Raw genomic sequence first — 17,546 nt, 5'->3', positions numbered from 1 at the left:
GACAAGATAAATGAAAAAAGTAAATCTAATGGATTATCTTGACGAAGTCACCGCTTTTTCACTAGAACATGAAGAACCAGCTTGGATGACTGAATTGCGAACAACGGCTTTAAGAAACGCTGACGAAAGTGAGTTACCACATATTGATCGTGTGAAATTTCATCGTTGGCCTTTATTAAATGTTCACATGGAAAGTTATGTGCCTTCTGAAGGAAATGTCGCAAGTTTTGATCAAATGAAAGACAATCCTTTAATTGTTCAACAAGGATCTTTTCATGCTTTTGAGCAATTGCCAGCCTCATTAGCGGAACAAGGGGTAATTTTTACAGACATTTTTACTGCTTTACAAGAGCACCCAGAATTAGTTAAAGAATACTATATGACTAAAGCCGTATTACCAGAAGAAGATAAGCTGACAGCAGCTCATGCAGCTTTCATGAATAGTGGCGTTTTCTTATACGTTCCTAAAAACGTAGTGATTGAAGAGCCAATTGAATCTTTGTTTATTCAGGATTCAGATAGCAACCAACCTTTCTTTAAACATGTTTTAATCGTTGCAGATAATCATAGTGAATTCAGTTATTTAGAACGTTTTCAATCAACTGGTCATCACGCAGAGAAAGCTTCTGGAAATATCGTTGTGGAAGTGATTGCGAAAGATGGCGCAAAAGTTAAATACTCAGCCGTGGATCAATTAGGGCAAACTGTAACGACTTATATGAATCGTCGTGGCTATATTATGCGGGATGCCTCTGTTGATTGGGCTCTAGGCGTCATGAATGATGGCGATGTTGTGGCTGATTTTGATTCTGATTTAGTTGGCGAAGGCGCTCATTCAGAAGTTAAAGTTGTTGCAATTAGTGCAGGTAAACAAACACAAGGCATCGACACACGAGTGACAAACAAAGCGCCACATTCGATTGGTCATATTTTACAACATGGAGTCATTCGTGAACGTGGTACTTTAACGTTTAACGGAATTGGCCACATTTTAAAAGGCGCAAAAGGAGCCGACGCACAGCAAGAAAGTCGTGTTTTAATGCTGTCTGATAAAGCTCGTGGTGATGCCAATCCAATTCTTTTAATTGATGAAAATGAAGTGACTGCCGGACACGCAGCCAGCGTTGGTCGAGTAGATCCAGAAGAAATGTATTATTTAATGAGCCGCGGCTTGCGTAAAGAAGAAGCGGAACGTTTGGTGATTCGTGGCTTCCTAGGTTCTGTCATTACAGCAATTCCAGTTAAAGAAGTACAAAATGAATTTGTAGAAGTAATTGAAGGGAAGTTAAACGCATGATGGATGCAGCAACCATTCGTCAATCGTTTCCTATTTTATTTCAAGAAGTTAATGATGAACCGCTAGTTTATTTAGACAATGCTGCGACAACCCAAAAACCAACGGCGGTGTTAGATGTTTTACGACATTATTATGAAACCGATAATGCCAATGTTCATCGTGGGGTGCACACGTTAGCCGAACGAGCAACGAAGGACTATGAAGCCTCCCGCGAAAAGGTTCGCCAATTTATCCATGCTAAAGAAACAGCGGAAGTTTTATTTACACGAGGAACAACAACCAGTTTGAATTGGATTGCCAAAAGTTATGGTGACTTGGCAGTTACAGCCGGGGATGAAATCGTCATATCTTACATGGAACATCATTCAAACATTATTCCCTGGCAACAATTAGCCCAACGTACAGGAGCCATTTTGAAGTATATAGACGTCACTGAAGACGGCTTTTTAGACATGGCAAGTGCACGTCAACAAATTACAGAAAAAACGAAAATTGTTTCGATTGCTCATGTTTCAAATGTGTTAGGGGTCATTAATCCAATCGAAGAATTAACACAATTAGCTCATCAAAATGGCGCTGTGATGGTGGTAGACGGCGCGCAAGCAGTTCCTCATATGCCTGTGGACGTTCAAGCCATCGATGCTGATTTTTATGCATTTAGTGGTCACAAAATGTGTGGACCAACTGGAATTGGTGTCCTTTATGGCAAACGTCATTTATTGGAACAAATGGAACCTGTGGAATTTGGTGGCGAAATGATTGACTTTGTTCATCTTCAAGAAAGTACTTGGAAAGAGCTTCCATGGAAATTTGAAGCTGGCACACCTAATATTGCTGGGGCAATTGCCTTAGGTGCCGCCATTGATTATTTAACAGAAATTGGTTTAGAGGCCATTCATCAACATGAAGCAGCCCTTGTTCACTATGTTTTGCCGAAGTTGCAAGCTATCGAGGGCTTGACGATTTATGGTCCACAGAATCCAAAAGACCACACAGGTGTGATTGCTTTTAATATTGAAGGTTTACATCCACATGATGTGGCTACAGCGTTAGATATGGAAGGGGTCGCTGTCAGAGCGGGTCACCATTGCGCGCAACCGCTATTAAACTATTTGAGCGTGCCAGCAACCGCACGGGCAAGTTTTTATTTATACAATACCAAAGAAGACGCAGATCGCTTAGTTGAAGCGATTAAAGCGACAAAGGAGTTTTTCCAGCATGGCACTTTCTAAATTAGATAACTTATATCGCCAAGTCATTTTGGACCATTCTAGCCACCCACATCACCACGGAACGCTAGATGCGTCTAGCCAAACAATTGAACTGAATAATCCTACTTGTGGAGATGTGATTGAACTGGATGTGGCCATTGAAGACGGTGTGATTAAAGATATCGCCTTTCAAGGAAGTGGCTGTTCAATCAGTACAGCAAGTGCTAGTATGATGACTGATGCGGTCTTAGGAAAAACAATCGCCGAAGCAACGGCCTTAGCAGAGGATTTCTCTCAACTTGTTCAAGGAAATGAAGTGGCCGAAGATGAAAAATTAGGCGATGCAGCAATGTTAAGCGGCGTAGCTAAATTTCCAGCTCGGATTAAATGTGCAACCCTGGCTTGGAAAGCCTTAGAGCAGGCTGTTGCTAATAACGGTCAAGGCGAAGCCGGTCATTTACATTGTGAAAAATAAAGAAAGGGTGACGACGAATTGAGTACAGTACCTGAATTAGAAGAATATAAATTTGGCTTTCACGACGATGTGGAACCAGTCTTTAGTACCGGAGACGGCCTAACAGAAGACGTCGTTCGCGAAATTTCTCGCGTGAAAGGCGAACCAGAATGGATGCTTGACTTCCGTTTAAAATCGTTAGAACAATTCAATAAAATGCCCATGCAAGAATGGGGTCCAGACCTGTCAGATATTGACTTTAGTAAAATTAAATATTACCAAAAACCGAGTGACAAACCCGCACGCGATTGGGATGATGTACCTGATAAAATCAAAGAAACCTTTGAAAAAATTGGGATTCCCGAAGCTGAGCGTGCTTATCTAGCTGGGGCTTCTGCTCAATATGAATCAGAAGTTGTTTACCACAACATGAAAGAAGAATTTGAAAAATTAGGCATCATTTTTACAGATACTGACTCTGCTTTAAAAGAATATCCTGACCTATTCAAAGAGTATTTTTCAAAACTTGTGCCGCCGACAGATAATAAACTGGCCGCTTTAAACTCAGCTGTTTGGTCAGGTGGAACCTTTATTTATGTACCAAAAGGCGTTCGAGTTGATGTACCATTACAAACATATTTCCGAATCAACGCTGAAAATACCGGCCAATTTGAACGGACCTTGATTATTGTCGATGAAGGGGCCAGCGTTCACTATGTCGAAGGCTGTACGGCACCCACGTATTCAAGTAGCAGCTTGCATGCGGCCATCGTAGAAATTTTCACTAGAAAAGATGCTTATTGTCGTTATACCACTATTCAAAACTGGTCAGATAACGTCTACAACTTAGTAACCAAACGTGCTAAAGCTTACGAAGGTGCCACTGTCGAATGGATTGATGGGAACCTAGGAGCTAAAACAACCATGAAATACCCAAGCGTTTACTTAGATGGCAAAGGTGCCCGTGGCACGATGTTATCGATTGCCTTTGCTGGCGCTAACCAAATCCAAGATACTGGGGCCAAAATGATTCACAATGCGCCGAATACCTCTAGCTCAATTGTTTCAAAATCAATTGCTAAAGATGGCGGCGAAGTTAACTACCGTGGTCAAGTGACTTTTGGCAAAGACAGCGCAGGCTCGATTTCCCACATCGAATGCGACACGATTATCATGGACGAAAAATCAAAATCAGATACGATTCCGTTTAATGAAATCCATAACAGCCAAGTGTCCTTAGAACACGAAGCCAAAGTTTCAAAAATTTCTGAAGAACAATTATATTATCTAATGAGTCGCGGCTTATCTGAAGCCGAAGCGACAGAAATGATTGTTATGGGCTTTGTTGAACCATTTACGAAAGAATTACCGATGGAATATGCGGTTGAGTTGAATCGGTTGATTAGTTATGAGATGGAAGGTAGTGTGGGGTAAAACCTTTTTCAGCGCTAGAAATGTTGATTTATCAATGTTTCTGGTGCTTCTTTTTTTCAAAAAAGCAAACTAACTACAATTTCTTTTAGAAAAGATATTTTTCCTTTTCAATAAACTGAGCGAATTGGTCAGCGCTACGCTCCTTACGTTCGGGGTAGAAGTAGTTATATACTTGTCGAGTCATCTTTGAATCTTTATGGCCGACACGGTACATAATATCTTCTTTTTTACAACATATTTTTCTAGCAGAAATCTCTTTTCTTTAATATTAAGTTGTTTGATTGCTTATATAAGCAATTCATCTTCAAAATAAGTTTCAAAGTTTTTCAAGTCAAGTGATGACATATTGATAATATTAAAATAGTTATATGTGTAAGAAGAATCGAGCGTGATATCGTGAAAATAGGTAAAGAGTAGTCTAGTGGAGTAGTTCCTCTTTTTTTATAATAGTTGTTTGCATGATAGTGTAGTACACCTATATGAATGTATTTTTTTAGTTTGTTATCGCTTGGAGTATTGTCCATGTAAACTACCTCCTATATCTATGTGACTTTTCCTGATGTCTATACTGCCAAAAACTTTTATGAACTTTTTTAACAGGTAAGCTATTATCGTCTGGCATTTTTGGTAAAATATTATTTACTAGATTGTTATAACCTAAATTGAAATGTAGATTTTTTTGTGATTACAGAATAAATTTGTGAAGCATTCATCGGTATGCCAGAAGTTTTAAAAATGTAGCAGATATTTTTAGAAATAATGTCGTGAGAATAGAAGTAGTCTTTATTTTTTGATCATTAAATTTTGCGTAATCAATTTTTTCTATTTGGTTTAATCGTTTTTCGATTGTCTCACAAAGACTGGTAATTGCTTTTCTCTCATAGATTAATTCAACTATAAGTTTCATAAGCGTTTTTTTCTTCTAATAAATTCAAAATAATCACTTCTTTATTAATAAGAGGTTTTAAAGCCATTCAATAACAACAAAAAACTATCAATTGATTTTTGATAGTTTCTATATAGTAGTATTTAAGGAAAGTGAAGAGGTAGTCATCGAACATCACGATATTGAATCAATCCAAATGAAATTAGACTAAGAAATAAGGACCAGATACTTTGAACTAATAAACCCTGAGAACCATTTAATAAAGTAGTTGTATGGGTTGAAAAAAAAAGATTCATGGTTGCTAAATCGGGTAAGTATTTTGCAAATGCAGTCATTGCGAATAACATTTGACTTAATCCAAGAATAAGAGAGAACATTATTGCAATTGGTAAAATATGTGATTTGGTAATGATGGTCAAAAAGACTGTAATCCAAGTTATTTGCGTCCAACTTAACATTGCAATAATCACTTTAATCAAAAATTCAAGAATTAAAGAGAGAGTAAAAGAGCCGTTAAATTGGATAATACCAATTCCTAAGCAAATTAAACTGGAGAATAAACCAATAATCCATACGATAACTGTTAGAAGAAATAGTTTAGTAGTAATGAGTTTTATTCGAGCAGGTATCGTTAGTAAAGTTGTACGTAAATATGAATTTGAATATTCTTGACCGAAGAAACTAGCAGCTATTATAACAAGTCCCGCTTGACTCAAAAAAAAATTACGTATACTCATGGATAATATCTCATTGGTTACCAAAGGTTGATCATTTCCAATTCCAGAAAAAAATAATATTACAGGAGCTACTAAAATGGTTCCGACTGTGCCGAATAAGCACCAATTATAAGAGAAAAATTTGATTATTTCACTTTGAAGAATATTTTTAACCATCAATATTTTCCTCCCACGTCGCTACGAGTAAACGAATAGAATGCTATTAACATAGAAAAAAATATCCATAGAAGAAGTATCAATGTACCTTTTGCTGGATCATGAGGATAAGATTTAACCGGAGTAGCAACAATAAAATTTCCTGCTGCTACGGGTAGATATTCCCCCCAGGGCCATTTCTCTGCTAGATAACTTCCAAGATTATAGATTTGAGGAACTAGAAATATCAACGGAACAATCATATTTCTAAAAAGTAAGCCAATCAAAAAGGATAAAACCGTTAATAATATCCAATTTAATGTAGTGTAGCCAATAAACTTCCAAGTAGTTTGACTTAAAATGAATGGATTCAATCCTAAACTACCTAATCTAACATGTGTAATCGCAACGGTAATAAATATTGAAATGAATGAAATTGATATAGTAGAAATCAAAATAGTTAGTAGTTTGGCATTAAAAAGTTCTTTACGCTTATTACTATATAACATGGTTGTACGTAAATTATGATTTTTATATTCATTAGCTCCGCTAATTCCGCCCCATATTACAATTGGAAGTACTCCAAATAGAGCGGCATCAAAACCAAAATAATCTAATGGAGGCATAGCTTCTAATAAATCTGGATGTGTTGCAGGAGTTGCATCTAATCCTATGGAAAGTAATTGATCCGCTTCTAATAATCCAAGTAAGGGTTGAAGCACGATTACTAATCCAAAAACTATCCACCATCCACGACTATTTATCAGTTTAGAAAATTCGGAATAAGTTACTTTAACAAAACTCATGATTAATTTCCTCCCTCAGTAAGTAGAAAGAATACATCTTCTAATGTTTCAATATTTTGCATCACTTCATGAAGTTCACCAGTAACAACAATCTGACCTTTGTTAATGATAACAACGTCATCCGCAATAGCTTCGATTTCAGAAAGGTAGTGTGAGGAGAGTAATACTGTTTTTCCTTGATCAGCTTGTCTACGAATAAAATTTCTAAACCATTTTATTCCCATGGGATCTAAACCATTTGTTGGTTCATCAAGAACCAGATATTGGGGATCTCCTAGCAGAGCAATAGCAATACCTAATCTTTGCCCTTCACCTAAAGATAAGGTTCCAAGTTGTGCATGACTTTTATTTGATAGGTCGACAAGATCTAAGACTTCTGAAATACGTTTATTCGGGATGTTGTTACTTTTTGCAATGATTTTCAGATGTGTTTTAACTTTTCTTGATGGAGTTCCGCCAATCCCATCAAATGCCGATCCGACAATTTGTAATGGAAAGATGAAATTACTATACTTTTTTTTACCGAAAGTGGCTGTTCCTGATAAAGGCAGGTCTAAACCGAGAAGTATTCTAAGTGTAGAGCTCTTTCCAGCTCCGTTAGGTCCAAGAAAAGCTGTTATGCGTCCTTCTTTAGCCTTAAAAGTTATATTTTCTAGTATATTTTTCTTTTTATGTTGTTTACATATATTTGAAAGGACAATATTTTTCAATAGTATGGCTCCTTTAAATTTTTTTATTTAATTTGTTCTTAAATTAAAAATTTACAGTTCTCTATCCACAAATTGTTCTTTCGCTAATTCTCGATAAAGTGGAACTGTATCAATTAGCTCATTATGATTTCCTGAACCGACAACTCTACCATGTTCAAGGACATAAATGATATCAGAATCAATTACTGTGGATAGACGATGTGCTACAACGATAACTGTTTTTTTCCCTTTTAATTTATCCACTGCCTTTTTCATTCCTAATTCATTTAAGCTGTCCAAGTTAGAGGTTAATTCGTCAAGTAACACAATTTCTGCAGATGATAAAAGAGAGCGTGCCATAGCCAAACGTTGTCTTTCTCCACCAGAGAGGTTTGCACCAGATTCTCCAACCTGCATATCAAGTCCTTTAGAATTTCTATCTAATAAATGATGAAGATTGACTTCTTCCAATACTTCGATGCAGTTTGAATCAGATATTTTAGAATTTCCTAAAAGTAGGTTGTCGCGTAGTGTCCCAGATATAACAGGAGCGTCTTGTTCAACATAAGTGATGAAGTTCCGAAGCTCCTCTCTGCTATAATGCCTATAATCCTTTCCTTGAACGAATATCTTGCCACTGTCAGGATCATAAAATCTTTCAATTAATTGAAGCAATGTGCTTTTTCCTGCGCCTGAGGGACCTACAATTGCAGTTCTTTTTCCCTTTTCTGCACGTAACGTTACTTCTTTGAGAATCATGCTATCTTCTTTTTCCTTAGGATCAGAACCAAATTTCATTTTATTATATCCAAAGCTGATTTTTTCAAAATAGACTGCAGTTTCCTCAGTTATTAAATTTGAACTGGGGGGAATAGCGGGAGTGACATCATAGTCACTTTCTAATGCAAGTTCTAATAATTCGCGAATTCTAGCAAAAGCACCGAGTGATTCGCCAACGCCCCCGAAGGCATTGAAAACTTGTCCTATCGGACCAATCATTGTATAGAGTAGCAAAGCGAATGCAATTAAGTCAGCAACAGACATTAAACCAATAGACACACGGTATCCACCTATTCCCAGTACAATTAGACCAGATAGTTGCAGAGTCATATTAGAAATAGGAGTCATGAATGCTTGTATTTTAGCTAATCTTATTCCAATATTACGCAATCGTTCTGCTTGCAATTTAGATTTTTCTTCCTCCTTGTCTGTTGCGTTTGTTGCACGAATTGTTCTGATAGCATGTAAATCACGTTCGATATCTCCACTCAATTTTCCCAACTCTTTTTGTGCAGAAAAACTAGCCTTTTGTATAGCTTTACTCATAATGATGGTTCCAATAAAAGATACACAAACTGTTGAAAGAGCCATAAAAAATAGCAAGGAATCTCTCAAAATCATCCCGATAGCTGCCCCAACAACAACTAAAAAACCACTACTGAGCGCAATACTCACTTGTATTAAAGCCATTCTCAATTTAGAAGAGTCACCACTAACCCTGCTTAGTAAATCACCTACACTTCTTGTATCGTACTCGTGGATTGGCAATCTTAATAAATGACTAATTAAACTTTTTCGCGCTTTAAAAACGACCCCTTCACCAATTATTTGTAGCAGATAATATTGAACAGCCGTTAAAATCGTAGATAGTATCAATACTACAATGAGAATTCCTAAACTTGAATTAATCTTAATTCCTGTATTTGATTGATCAATTAAATTAGCAACAAGGTTAGGTTGAGCGAGGGTTAAAGCTGCACTGATTAATCCTAATATTCCAACGCAAATGAATTCCCAATTATGCCCTTTTGCTAATGCAAACAGGGATCTAATATTTACTGAGGGCGTATGGTCTTCAGGATTAACAATTTCGGACTCCTTCTTTTTACGTTCTATATTTTCTTGTTTTATTTTTTTCAAATACGATTCCTTTCTGAGAATATCATTTGAACGGTGTGGAACACATATTGCTTTAGAATATATTTGAACTTCTACGGGTTCTCCAATAGGGCATTCATTCAATTCTATCCATGCATGTGCTCTAAATGGCTCTTGTGCATACCCAGTACACCAACTTACTGATTTACGTTGTAGCCATAGTACTATTACAACAGCAAGCGATCGTCTAAGGCATCCTTCTTGACTTCTACATCTACTACTTACGATACACACTGCGTTTCGCGCAATTTTTACCTGTTTTTCTGATGCGGGAGGATTGTTTTTTATTAGCTTCACCAATATTTTTTCAATTCTCCCAGGGGACATCCAATTAAGCGGTGCAGATAGTATTAAACTCAAACGAGCCAGAAATCTTGCACTAAAAGATACCGGATCTATTTGTTCTGGAAAAAGTTGGATATTCATTATGCAAGTTTCATCTCCTTCAAAAGAGCCATAAACTCGGCAACATCTGTTTCCGCTTGAGCTTTATCTAGAGAAAATGAAGTTTCCAATTGTAGTGCTAACTCTTCTATCGTCAATCCTTTACTCAAACCTTCTAACATAGAAACTCCAGAAGCATTTACTTGGAAATAAATTCCTCTACTTTTATCCAAAACAATTGCACCATCATCTTGGCTAATAATTTTCAACTCTCTTTTTACTTTTCTCATTAATATTACTCCTCCTTTTTAGAAAATAACTACAACTAGGTAAGCAGCAACTTCCTTTTATTTTGAGTTCTTTTTTAAAGCTACACGAAGCCAGCGTTCAACAGCTGCTAATCTCTCAAAGGCTTCAACTCTAGTATGTAGAGCAGAAGGCATTGATAATTCAGAAATTAGTATATCTGCATCTACAATTCCTAATTCAACTAATTTGAATTGGTGCACTTGCTGGGAATGCTTTTTTACGGCTTCTTTGTAACTTTTATACAAACTTGTGGAATAGTCTCCTTTAAATCCACGTGTAAAAATATTTTTTGAAACAAGTCCTTTAGTGGCATTATATAAAATCGATTTTGTTACAGTGTGATCTTGTCTGTAACGAGCTGGTATAGCTAACGAGTAATTAATAATATCGACATCTAAAAAGGGAGCTTGCCAAGTCATACCATTAACACCATATATGTTGTTAATCTGAGTTACCAAATGTCTTTGAAAAAGTAGAGACTCGATCATTTGGTGTCGAGAACGATCGGAATCTAAAGAATTCGATGTGTGATCTAATTTATTTATTAGAACTTTATAACTTAATTCTCGGTAAGGCTTCGTAAGCCAATTAGGTACCGTGACTGGACCGCACCAGTTGAGTGCGGAGTTTTGACGAGTTGGTTTAGCATAACCAAATCCTTTGTCTATTTCATTTTTTACAGCTTCCTTAAAGGAATTATTATTTATTAGATCTACTGTCCCAACTGAAATAGGAATCCGATTTAGTAAACAATATCGTAAGCCTAAGTCTATACTGCGTAATTTATTTTGTCGTACAAGAGACCATGCGTTAGCAGGCATAGGAGTGAATAATTCATCCCCGCCAAGACCTGTAAAATGAGTGGCATTGGCGGGAGTTAATGCTGAATGTTCTATGGATTCAACATATCCCTCTGTATCTGCCCAAAATAATGGAGAATCTGGTAACACTGAGTTTGAGTAATCTCTATCAATTTCAAAATTTTTTCCCGAGCTACCTAAAGAAGGTAATGAAGTAAATATGACGTTGATATCGTTTGAGATTAATTTTGCCCATGTAGAATCGCTATTCCATTCACTATCAGCATTTGCGTGATAAAGTTTAACATTAGCTTGAAGTGCTTTTAAGATATAAATAATTGTTGCTGAATCAACTCCACCCGAAAGGTCAGCGGATATCTCAGAGTAACTAACTGTATTTTGACTAAGCAATTCTAGAAGCCGCTCTCGTATTTTTGAATAAATAGATTCGACTTTGTTTTCTAAGTTTGGAGGTGTCCAAGTTTGTATGGGTTCTAAGATTCCATTTGTTGTACATTTCAAAATATAGAATGGTTGGATCGTGTTTACTTTTTCCCATAAGGGAATATTTTGGAATGGGTAGTATGGTAAATTATGAATTAGATTTAATGCAAGAGCCGATTTAGAAATTGGTAAATTAAGAAATAATGCGATATTTGCTGATGAATCACTAATGATTAGTTCATCATTTGAGTCCAACCATGAAAGAGAAACATCAAATAATGATCCTCCCATAAATAGCCCTTCTTTATTTATTAAAACAAATACGCCTTTAGAAATATTTGCTTGAAGATAATCTAACATGTTTTCTGTAGTAGTGTAGTTAAATTGGTCTTTATTGCAAAATATTCTTGAATATTCAGAAGAAATACAGTAAATTTCAAATTGATCGTGTGTATGTTGAGAGTACTCGGTATTGGATACCAGCAGTATATTAGTGTAGTCTGTAGTAATACGTTTTTGAAACATCAATTTTTTTGAGGATATAGAGATATTTGATTTGTTTACAATAATTAGAAGCACCTCCCTAAATAAAGACTATGCGGATTACTAAAAAGGTCATCGAATTATGTAATTCGATGACCAATGGCATAATTATGTAATTCGATGACCGCTAGCATAATTATTTCCCATTTTTCTGTCCTAGTAATAAATTACAACTTGGAAAAGAGCGCGTCCACCAAATACATCTCTAAATTTACCTGTCCAAAGACCACGAGTAGATTCTTTAAAACCTGCAATTTTTTCAATTGATGGTTTACTGTAATTTTGCTTTGTCATAGAGTTCACCTCCTTCATAGTTGGTGTATACTAAATTTTCTAATTCAAGTAAATTAGAAAATAGTTACCTTGATTACTTAGTACTGAAAAATGAGTATAGGAAATTCTTGACATCTATATTTTAGTTAAACAATAGAACAAAACAGCTAGAATCAGGAAATAAATTACTCTTAATTCGTTGTTTTTAAGGTTAAGTAGCTTTTTTCTATTCAACTTATATATTAATCATACAAAAAAAGGGATTATTTGTAATGAGTATATTGTGCAATTATTTAAGAAAGAGTAAGATGAAGATATCATTAAAAAATACACAGAGTGGAGTATGAATAAAATCTGTGTTGTTTAATACATTAGTGGGATATTAGAAAATTTTATTCAAACTATAAATTCAAAATTAGTATCTTTAAAAAAACGAAGAACTGTAGAATATTCAAGGAATACTTAGATTGGAGAAAAGTGTATGAAAGAAAAATTTGTTTATTTGTTATCCTTATTTGTATTCTTAGTGATAGCTCTACTTACTATTAAGCAGAATGACTATTTGTATGGATCGCAAGCAGTAACTGTTGTACCGATTATTGTTGTACTTATTCTTTTTTGCGCAGTTATTATTTTTGTCTCTAAAGATATTAAAAAGATTAGATACTTCGCTGTACTTACTTTTTTTACTTCCATTTCCTTAGCAATAGGATTATTTCCTTATTCTTTTGTGCATCCTGTCAAATCCCTGCTAATTTCATTTTTACCTTACTTTGTTTATAAGTTTTTTGTCACTTTTAACTTAATTTCGATTTTATCTGTTTCTAAAAAAATTGATCAAATTTTATTTATACAATCTATTATTGTATCCATGTTACTGCTTCTTAATTTTGAAAAATTCATATGGATGGTGAGTATAGTAATCATTTTGGATATTTTTGGTTGTTTATTTTTATATTTTAAAGGAAAAGATCGACTAACCATTCGAACAAAAAAAGAACAAGTTTTTCTAATTCGAATACTAGTTTTATCGCTATTTTCGTTAATTATTTCTACTTCTATTTTAAGTGGGTTGGTTCTTTTTCTTATCCCAATCACAGTCGGAATTATTTTAATAAAACGTAATGAAATTAGCTTAGATAAAGTATCAATTATTATAAATTTAGTTATCCATATTATTTGTATAGGAATCTTCTTCATTATTAATTTTTATTTTCTTCGATTATCAATACTTGATATCTATTTTATTTCTATTTTTTATTGTCTGATTTTGTTTATCCTTTATTTGAAGAATTGGTATTTGAGTAGTATTGAGGTGAGCCGAATTCAACAAAGAAAGAAAGATTTCCAAAAAGAAAAGATCGATTTTGTACAAACTATCAGTAAAGAAAAGACTTTGTCTTCAGTAAGTACTTTAATTAGTACAATCTTTTTGCAACATTACGAAATAAATAGTTATTTAATGGTTTGGAAAGATCAATACCAACCATATATTTTGTCTAGCTCAGGAGAATTTTCTAAACTGATTTTAACGAATAAAATTATTGCTGAATTTGAACGCGACTCTAACATATTCCATTATCACAACAATAAATATAGAAAATTCACTTTTTTTGAGAATAAACAAATTTTAGGTTGGTTACTCATAGATAGAGAAAAAGACTTTGACTTGGCGAGTATGAAACATGAAGAAATATATGATTTAGTTGGTGTTGCTGGTAAAATAATTATTGAAAATGAACGCTTATATGATATTAAACAAGAATCATTAAAAATAGAAAGTTTATCTTATGATGAATACGTGAATTATGAATATTTAAACATGGTGCAAAATTTTCATAAAGATTTTTCATTTTTTATTCATGACAATGTTTTACAAAATATTTTGGCTTTAAAAAAACTAATCGAATCTATGTCTACTGAAAATGTAGAAACAAAGAAATTAGTATTAGAAACTTTTGATACTTTAAATAAAACTTTTAGAGACAAGATATTTGAATTATATCCTTCGACGATTGAAACAGTGCCTGTGTCGCAAAGCATTCGAATTCTTTGTGATAAATTCAATGAGGGACAAGAATCTATATTTGTTCATTTTTATTGTCCACAAGAAATGCATCTAAAAAAAGAAGAGAAATTTCATATTTATCGAATTATACAAGAGTTAATAACTAATGCTCTAAAACACTCTCGAGCAACAGTAGTTTGTGTTTATCTCATTCAAAGGGACTTTTATATAGAATGTATTGTACAAGATGATGGCACAGGCTTTGATTATAGCAAAATAAAACTTAGAGGATTTGAAAATAAACATTTTGGTATTCTATCAATAAATCAAGAGGTTAATTCATTAAATGGAAAAATGAGAGTATCATCTGTAAATCCACATGGTACAAAATTTACAATAACTTTACCGATTGCAAAGGAGGATATAGATTCATGAAAGTATATTTATTAGACGATCATGCACTTTTCTCTAAAAGTCTTGAAATTGCATTTCAACCAATGGATGTCTCAATTACTAGTTTTACTAATCCAGAATTTTTTTTAAATAAACTAAAAAATGAGCAACCAGATTTAGCATTATTGGATATCCATATTGGAGAGTTAAGTGGATTTGAAATATCTAAAGAAATTATTGGAAAATTTCCAAATCAAAAAATAGTTTTTTTATCAGGTTTTGATTTAATTGAATACAAGAATGAAGCAATAAAATCTGGAGCATGGGGACTATTAAATAAAAATGTAACAATTGAAGAATTGTATGATGATTTACAAAAAATACATCATGGAACTGATCTGCTACCCAAGTGCCAAAGTACATTAGATGTTCTTAGTAAACGAGAAAAAGAGATACTAAAATGTGCTGCAGAAGGTTTTAAGCAGCAGGAGATAGCAGAACAACTTCATATCAGTAGAAGAACAGTAAATAATCATCTTGTATCCATAAATAATAAGCTAGAGGTAAATTCAACCATTTCTGCAATTATTCAAGCTATTGAATTGGGAATTATTAGAGTAAAAGGATATTGATACTAAAAAATGTTGAAATTATCAAACATTTATTCAGAAAGATATGCTGTTTACGGAATACCATAACCCATGATATAAGGGCTATTTTTTCATAACTTAGTTTAGCAATTTTGTTTCCTGAATTCTCTTCAATTGTGTAAACAACTTCATTTTCTACTTTCTCAACAATCCCAACGTAATAACTGATAGAATCACCATCCCAATCAAAAAAGATGATATTCCCATTTTTAGGCAAACTTCCTTTCCTAAACCATTGGTTATTCGCTTTAAAATTTTCAATACCAGTTGGGCAATAGGCAAAATGTTCCATTTTAACTCCAGCTTTTTCAGCATTATAAGAAACAAAAATAGCGCACCATTCTACACGTCCATTAAAGCCATACCATTGCCAATATTTCGTTCCACCCTTATGTATTCCTTCATTCAATTCTTTAAGTGCTGCTTTTACAATAGCTGAATTCCCTTGACTATTGTTGTTGGAAATAGAAGTGATGTATTGTTTAACAATTTGAGCATAAAACATATTGCCATACGCATAACGATAATCATAGCCTATGTTGATAGCTATAGGATTAGTGTAAGTGACTGTTTTTCCATCTGCTTGAGTTTTTGAGAATTGAATCGTAATAAAGTGGATGATTGATCACCTCCATAATCCGATTAAAAAACTCAGATTTAGGGTCAACGTACAAGCCTTTTCCATTCATTAAAACGGAGAGGAAGAAAATGAACTTTGCCAAGTAAGATTTTCCGTTTACAGTGGGTCCAGTGATGGCAATGTGCGGGCTATTGGCTTTTTTATCGGTGATATCATTTAGTATAATTGTACTATAAAACAATTGAACACATTGAAAGGGGAAGAAATGTACAAATTCAAAAAGTACAAATATAAAGGCGAGGAGCATTATTTTACTGGTGTTACTCTTTTCAAAGTGAACGACAATAAAATTATTTCGCTTAAAGAATTTAAATCAATAACAAATACTTATCGTCCTTTCAAGTAGAATAATTTAGTGTTGCACTTAAACTGTAACACTAGGTTTATTATAAAAACGTACGTTCTTGTTTGTAAATAACTCTTTTGTCGTAATTAATTTATTCATGAAAACTGACTTTGTTATAGTTATTCGTTTAGCTCGCATTTTTCTTACTAAAAACTATCCAAAAGTATCCATATTTTTATAGTTGAAACGGTTTGAAACTAAATCAAAACTAACTACAATTGAAAAAAATCACTGGTATTTCACAACATTCTAAGAAAAAGAATAATGCTGTCATACCAACGATTAGAGCTTATCAGAAGCTCTTAAAAAAACTAACCCTTTGCTGGAAGGCTCTGTCAGCTAGTTTTTCACTCTACCAACAAAATAATCAACCAAAATAACAACGGAAAGCCAAACAAGAAACATACTAATCATGCTTCTTCAAAGAAAGTACAAATAAAAAAGCGATGACTCGAGAAGAAAATCTCTATGGAGTCATCGCTTTTTCTTATATTTTAGTTAAAAAATTATTTTACTAAAGGTTGAAGTAACTTGTTCCAGAAACTAATGAGTGGACCAGCACCAAATGCACAAATAATTGTACCAATCCCAATTGGACCACCAGCAATAAAGCCAATTAATAGGACCAACAAATCTTGTGCTTTTCGAACAGAAGCGTAAGGTTTGTTGATTTGTTGACAGATGGTTGGCGCAATCGCATCATAGGGGGACTCGCCCTGATCTGTAGCCATGTATAAGGCGCAGCCAAATGTAAAAATCAGGACTCCGACGAATAAAGAAAGTAGTTTGCCAATTGTTGAGCCTCCTAAACTATCGGCGTAAGGTTGAAGCCAAGTAGAAATCTGTTGAATCAAAATCCCTACTAAAAGCATATTTAAAATAGTTCCTAGACCAATGGCTTTTTTGTTTTTTAAATAGACATAGAATAAAATAAACGCATTGACAATAATTTGAAAAATGCCTAATTGCATACCAAACATTGAAGAAAGTCCGATATTCATAGCAGTGAAAGGATCAACTCCTAAACCTGCCACTCTTAAAGTGGATGCGCCAATCCCGATAATAACTAAACCAATTAAAATTAAAAGAACATTTTTGACTAGTTTCATGGTAAGCCTCCTGAATAGATTTTGTGTGTGATAGTACAAAGTCTGCAACAAAAATTCATA

The 17,546-nt window shown here is 34.2% G+C and carries 15 protein-coding genes and 2 pseudogenes; 6 read left to right on the top strand and 11 right to left on the bottom strand.

Going from position 1 to position 17,546, the window contains the following annotated elements:
• Positions 1-10: 10 nt before the first annotated feature.
• From sufD to sufB, 4 genes are read left to right on the top strand one after another with little or no spacing between them, the layout of a single operon-like run.
• The gene (sufD, locus tag IGK82_RS09225) at positions 11-1,297 is read left to right on the top strand and encodes a Fe-S cluster assembly protein SufD (protein WP_002364433.1); all 1,287 of its coding nucleotides are present in this window, start codon (positions 11-13) and stop codon (positions 1,295-1,297) included.
• The gene (locus IGK82_RS09220; protein WP_002372178.1) at positions 1,294-2,529 is read left to right on the top strand and encodes a cysteine desulfurase; all 1,236 of its coding nucleotides are present in this window, start codon (positions 1,294-1,296) and stop codon (positions 2,527-2,529) included. The genes sufD and IGK82_RS09220 overlap by 4 nt, the downstream gene beginning before the upstream one ends.
• Positions 2,516-2,983: a Fe-S cluster assembly sulfur transfer protein SufU gene (sufU, locus tag IGK82_RS09215; protein WP_002356768.1), complete on the top strand. Its 468-nt coding sequence runs from the start codon at positions 2,516-2,518 to the stop codon at positions 2,981-2,983. Before IGK82_RS09220 ends, sufU begins: the two co-directional genes overlap by 14 nt.
• Before the next feature lie 18 nt (positions 2,984-3,001).
• Positions 3,002-4,396, top strand: a complete 1,395-nt coding sequence (gene sufB / locus IGK82_RS09210; protein ID WP_430605086.1) for a Fe-S cluster assembly protein SufB — start codon at positions 3,002-3,004, stop codon at positions 4,394-4,396.
• 85 nt (positions 4,397-4,481) lie between these two features.
• Here the strand turns inward: sufB and IGK82_RS09205 are convergent.
• The 8 genes and pseudogenes from IGK82_RS09205 to IGK82_RS09170 form a co-directional block, all read right to left on the bottom strand.
• Positions 4,482-4,619 (bottom strand): annotated as a pseudogene (locus IGK82_RS09205) (site-specific integrase); the annotation flags it as partial.
• A gap of 827 nt (positions 4,620-5,446) precedes the next feature.
• A complete protein-coding gene (locus IGK82_RS09200; protein ID WP_002401908.1) occupies positions 5,447-6,175 on the bottom strand; it encodes an ABC transporter permease in 729 nt (242 codons plus the stop codon).
• Positions 6,175-6,960, bottom strand: coding sequence for an ABC transporter permease (locus IGK82_RS09195; protein ID WP_002362855.1), 786 nt, complete (start codon positions 6,958-6,960; stop codon positions 6,175-6,177). The genes IGK82_RS09200 and IGK82_RS09195 overlap by 1 nt, the downstream gene beginning before the upstream one ends.
• 2 nt (positions 6,961-6,962) lie before the next feature.
• Positions 6,963-7,670, bottom strand: coding sequence for an ABC transporter ATP-binding protein (locus tag IGK82_RS09190; RefSeq protein WP_002378542.1), 708 nt, complete (start codon positions 7,668-7,670; stop codon positions 6,963-6,965).
• A 51-nt stretch (positions 7,671-7,721) separates the two neighbouring features.
• Positions 7,722-10,013: a lasso peptide biosynthesis B2 protein gene (locus IGK82_RS09185; protein WP_002407163.1), complete on the bottom strand. Its 2,292-nt coding sequence runs from the start codon at positions 10,011-10,013 to the stop codon at positions 7,722-7,724.
• Entirely contained in the window at positions 10,013-10,261 is a 249-nt protein-coding gene (locus IGK82_RS09180) for a PqqD family protein (RefSeq protein ID WP_002362859.1), read from the bottom strand. The genes IGK82_RS09185 and IGK82_RS09180 overlap by 1 nt, the downstream gene beginning before the upstream one ends.
• A gap of 57 nt (positions 10,262-10,318) precedes the next feature.
• Positions 10,319-12,049, bottom strand: a complete 1,731-nt coding sequence (locus IGK82_RS09175) for an asparagine synthase-related protein (protein WP_002414658.1) — start codon at positions 12,047-12,049, stop codon at positions 10,319-10,321.
• A gap of 174 nt (positions 12,050-12,223) precedes the next feature.
• The gene (locus IGK82_RS09170) at positions 12,224-12,361 is read right to left on the bottom strand and encodes a hypothetical protein (RefSeq protein WP_002414657.1); all 138 of its coding nucleotides are present in this window, start codon (positions 12,359-12,361) and stop codon (positions 12,224-12,226) included.
• Between the two features lie 460 nt (positions 12,362-12,821).
• Here IGK82_RS09170 and IGK82_RS09165 point away from each other — a divergent pair, with 460 nt between their 5' ends.
• Positions 12,822-14,783 carry a sensor histidine kinase gene (locus IGK82_RS09165; RefSeq protein WP_002404120.1) on the top strand — a complete coding sequence of 654 codons (1,962 nt, stop codon included), beginning with the start codon at positions 12,822-12,824 and terminating at the stop codon, positions 14,781-14,783.
• A complete protein-coding gene (locus IGK82_RS09160) occupies positions 14,780-15,373 on the top strand; it encodes a response regulator transcription factor (protein ID WP_002362865.1) in 594 nt (197 codons plus the stop codon). The genes IGK82_RS09165 and IGK82_RS09160 overlap by 4 nt, the downstream gene beginning before the upstream one ends.
• Positions 15,374-15,423: 50 nt before the next feature.
• Here IGK82_RS09160 and IGK82_RS09155 read toward each other — a convergent pair.
• From IGK82_RS09155 to IGK82_RS09145, 3 genes and pseudogenes are all read right to left on the bottom strand, one after another.
• A pseudogene (locus tag IGK82_RS09155) lies at positions 15,424-15,995 on the bottom strand (CHAP domain-containing protein); the annotation flags it as partial.
• Positions 15,946-16,278 carry an ATP-binding protein gene (locus tag IGK82_RS09150; protein WP_002362869.1) on the bottom strand — a complete coding sequence of 111 codons (333 nt, stop codon included), beginning with the start codon at positions 16,276-16,278 and terminating at the stop codon, positions 15,946-15,948. The pseudogene IGK82_RS09155 and the gene IGK82_RS09150, both read right to left, overlap by 50 nt.
• Positions 16,279-16,883: 605 nt before the next feature.
• Positions 16,884-17,486, bottom strand: coding sequence for a YczE/YyaS/YitT family protein (locus IGK82_RS09145; RefSeq protein WP_002393123.1), 603 nt, complete (start codon positions 17,484-17,486; stop codon positions 16,884-16,886).
• Positions 17,487-17,546: the final 60 nt, after the last annotated feature.

Source organism: Enterococcus sp. AZ197 (genome assembly GCF_050556405.1).
In the GTDB taxonomy this organism is placed as follows: Bacteria; Bacillota; Bacilli; order Lactobacillales; family Enterococcaceae; genus Enterococcus; species Enterococcus faecalis.
Note: the sequence above shows the minus strand (reverse complement) of the source record. Positions and strands in the feature narration are given on the sequence as shown.

What these genes read in the sequence shown, in the direction of transcription:
- sufD (WP_002364433.1), top strand. Translation starts at nt 11, where the DNA reads ATGAAAAAAGTAAATCTAATGGATTATCTTGACGAAGTCACCGCTTTT.
- IGK82_RS09220 (WP_002372178.1), top strand. Translation starts at nt 1,294, where the DNA reads ATGATGGATGCAGCAACCATTCGTCAATCGTTTCCTATTTTATTTCAA.
- sufU (WP_002356768.1), top strand. Translation starts at nt 2,516, where the DNA reads ATGGCACTTTCTAAATTAGATAACTTATATCGCCAAGTCATTTTGGAC.
- IGK82_RS09200 (WP_002401908.1), bottom strand. Translation starts at nt 6,175, where the DNA reads ATGGTTAAAAATATTCTTCAAAGTGAAATAATCAAATTTTTCTCTTAT.
- IGK82_RS09195 (WP_002362855.1), bottom strand. Translation starts at nt 6,960, where the DNA reads ATGAGTTTTGTTAAAGTAACTTATTCCGAATTTTCTAAACTGATAAAT.
- IGK82_RS09185 (WP_002407163.1), bottom strand. Translation starts at nt 10,013, where the DNA reads ATGAATATCCAACTTTTTCCAGAACAAATAGATCCGGTATCTTTTAGT.
- IGK82_RS09180 (WP_002362859.1), bottom strand. Translation starts at nt 10,261, where the DNA reads ATGAGAAAAGTAAAAAGAGAGTTGAAAATTATTAGCCAAGATGATGGT.
- IGK82_RS09175 (WP_002414658.1), bottom strand. Translation starts at nt 12,049, where the DNA reads ATGTTTCAAAAACGTATTACTACAGACTACACTAATATACTGCTGGTA.
- IGK82_RS09170 (WP_002414657.1), bottom strand. Translation starts at nt 12,361, where the DNA reads ATGACAAAGCAAAATTACAGTAAACCATCAATTGAAAAAATTGCAGGT.
- IGK82_RS09165 (WP_002404120.1), top strand. Translation starts at nt 12,822, where the DNA reads ATGAAAGAAAAATTTGTTTATTTGTTATCCTTATTTGTATTCTTAGTG.
- IGK82_RS09160 (WP_002362865.1), top strand. Translation starts at nt 14,780, where the DNA reads ATGAAAGTATATTTATTAGACGATCATGCACTTTTCTCTAAAAGTCTT.
- IGK82_RS09150 (WP_002362869.1), bottom strand. Translation starts at nt 16,278, where the DNA reads ATGCTCCTCGCCTTTATATTTGTACTTTTTGAATTTGTACATTTCTTC.
- IGK82_RS09145 (WP_002393123.1), bottom strand. Translation starts at nt 17,486, where the DNA reads ATGAAACTAGTCAAAAATGTTCTTTTAATTTTAATTGGTTTAGTTATT.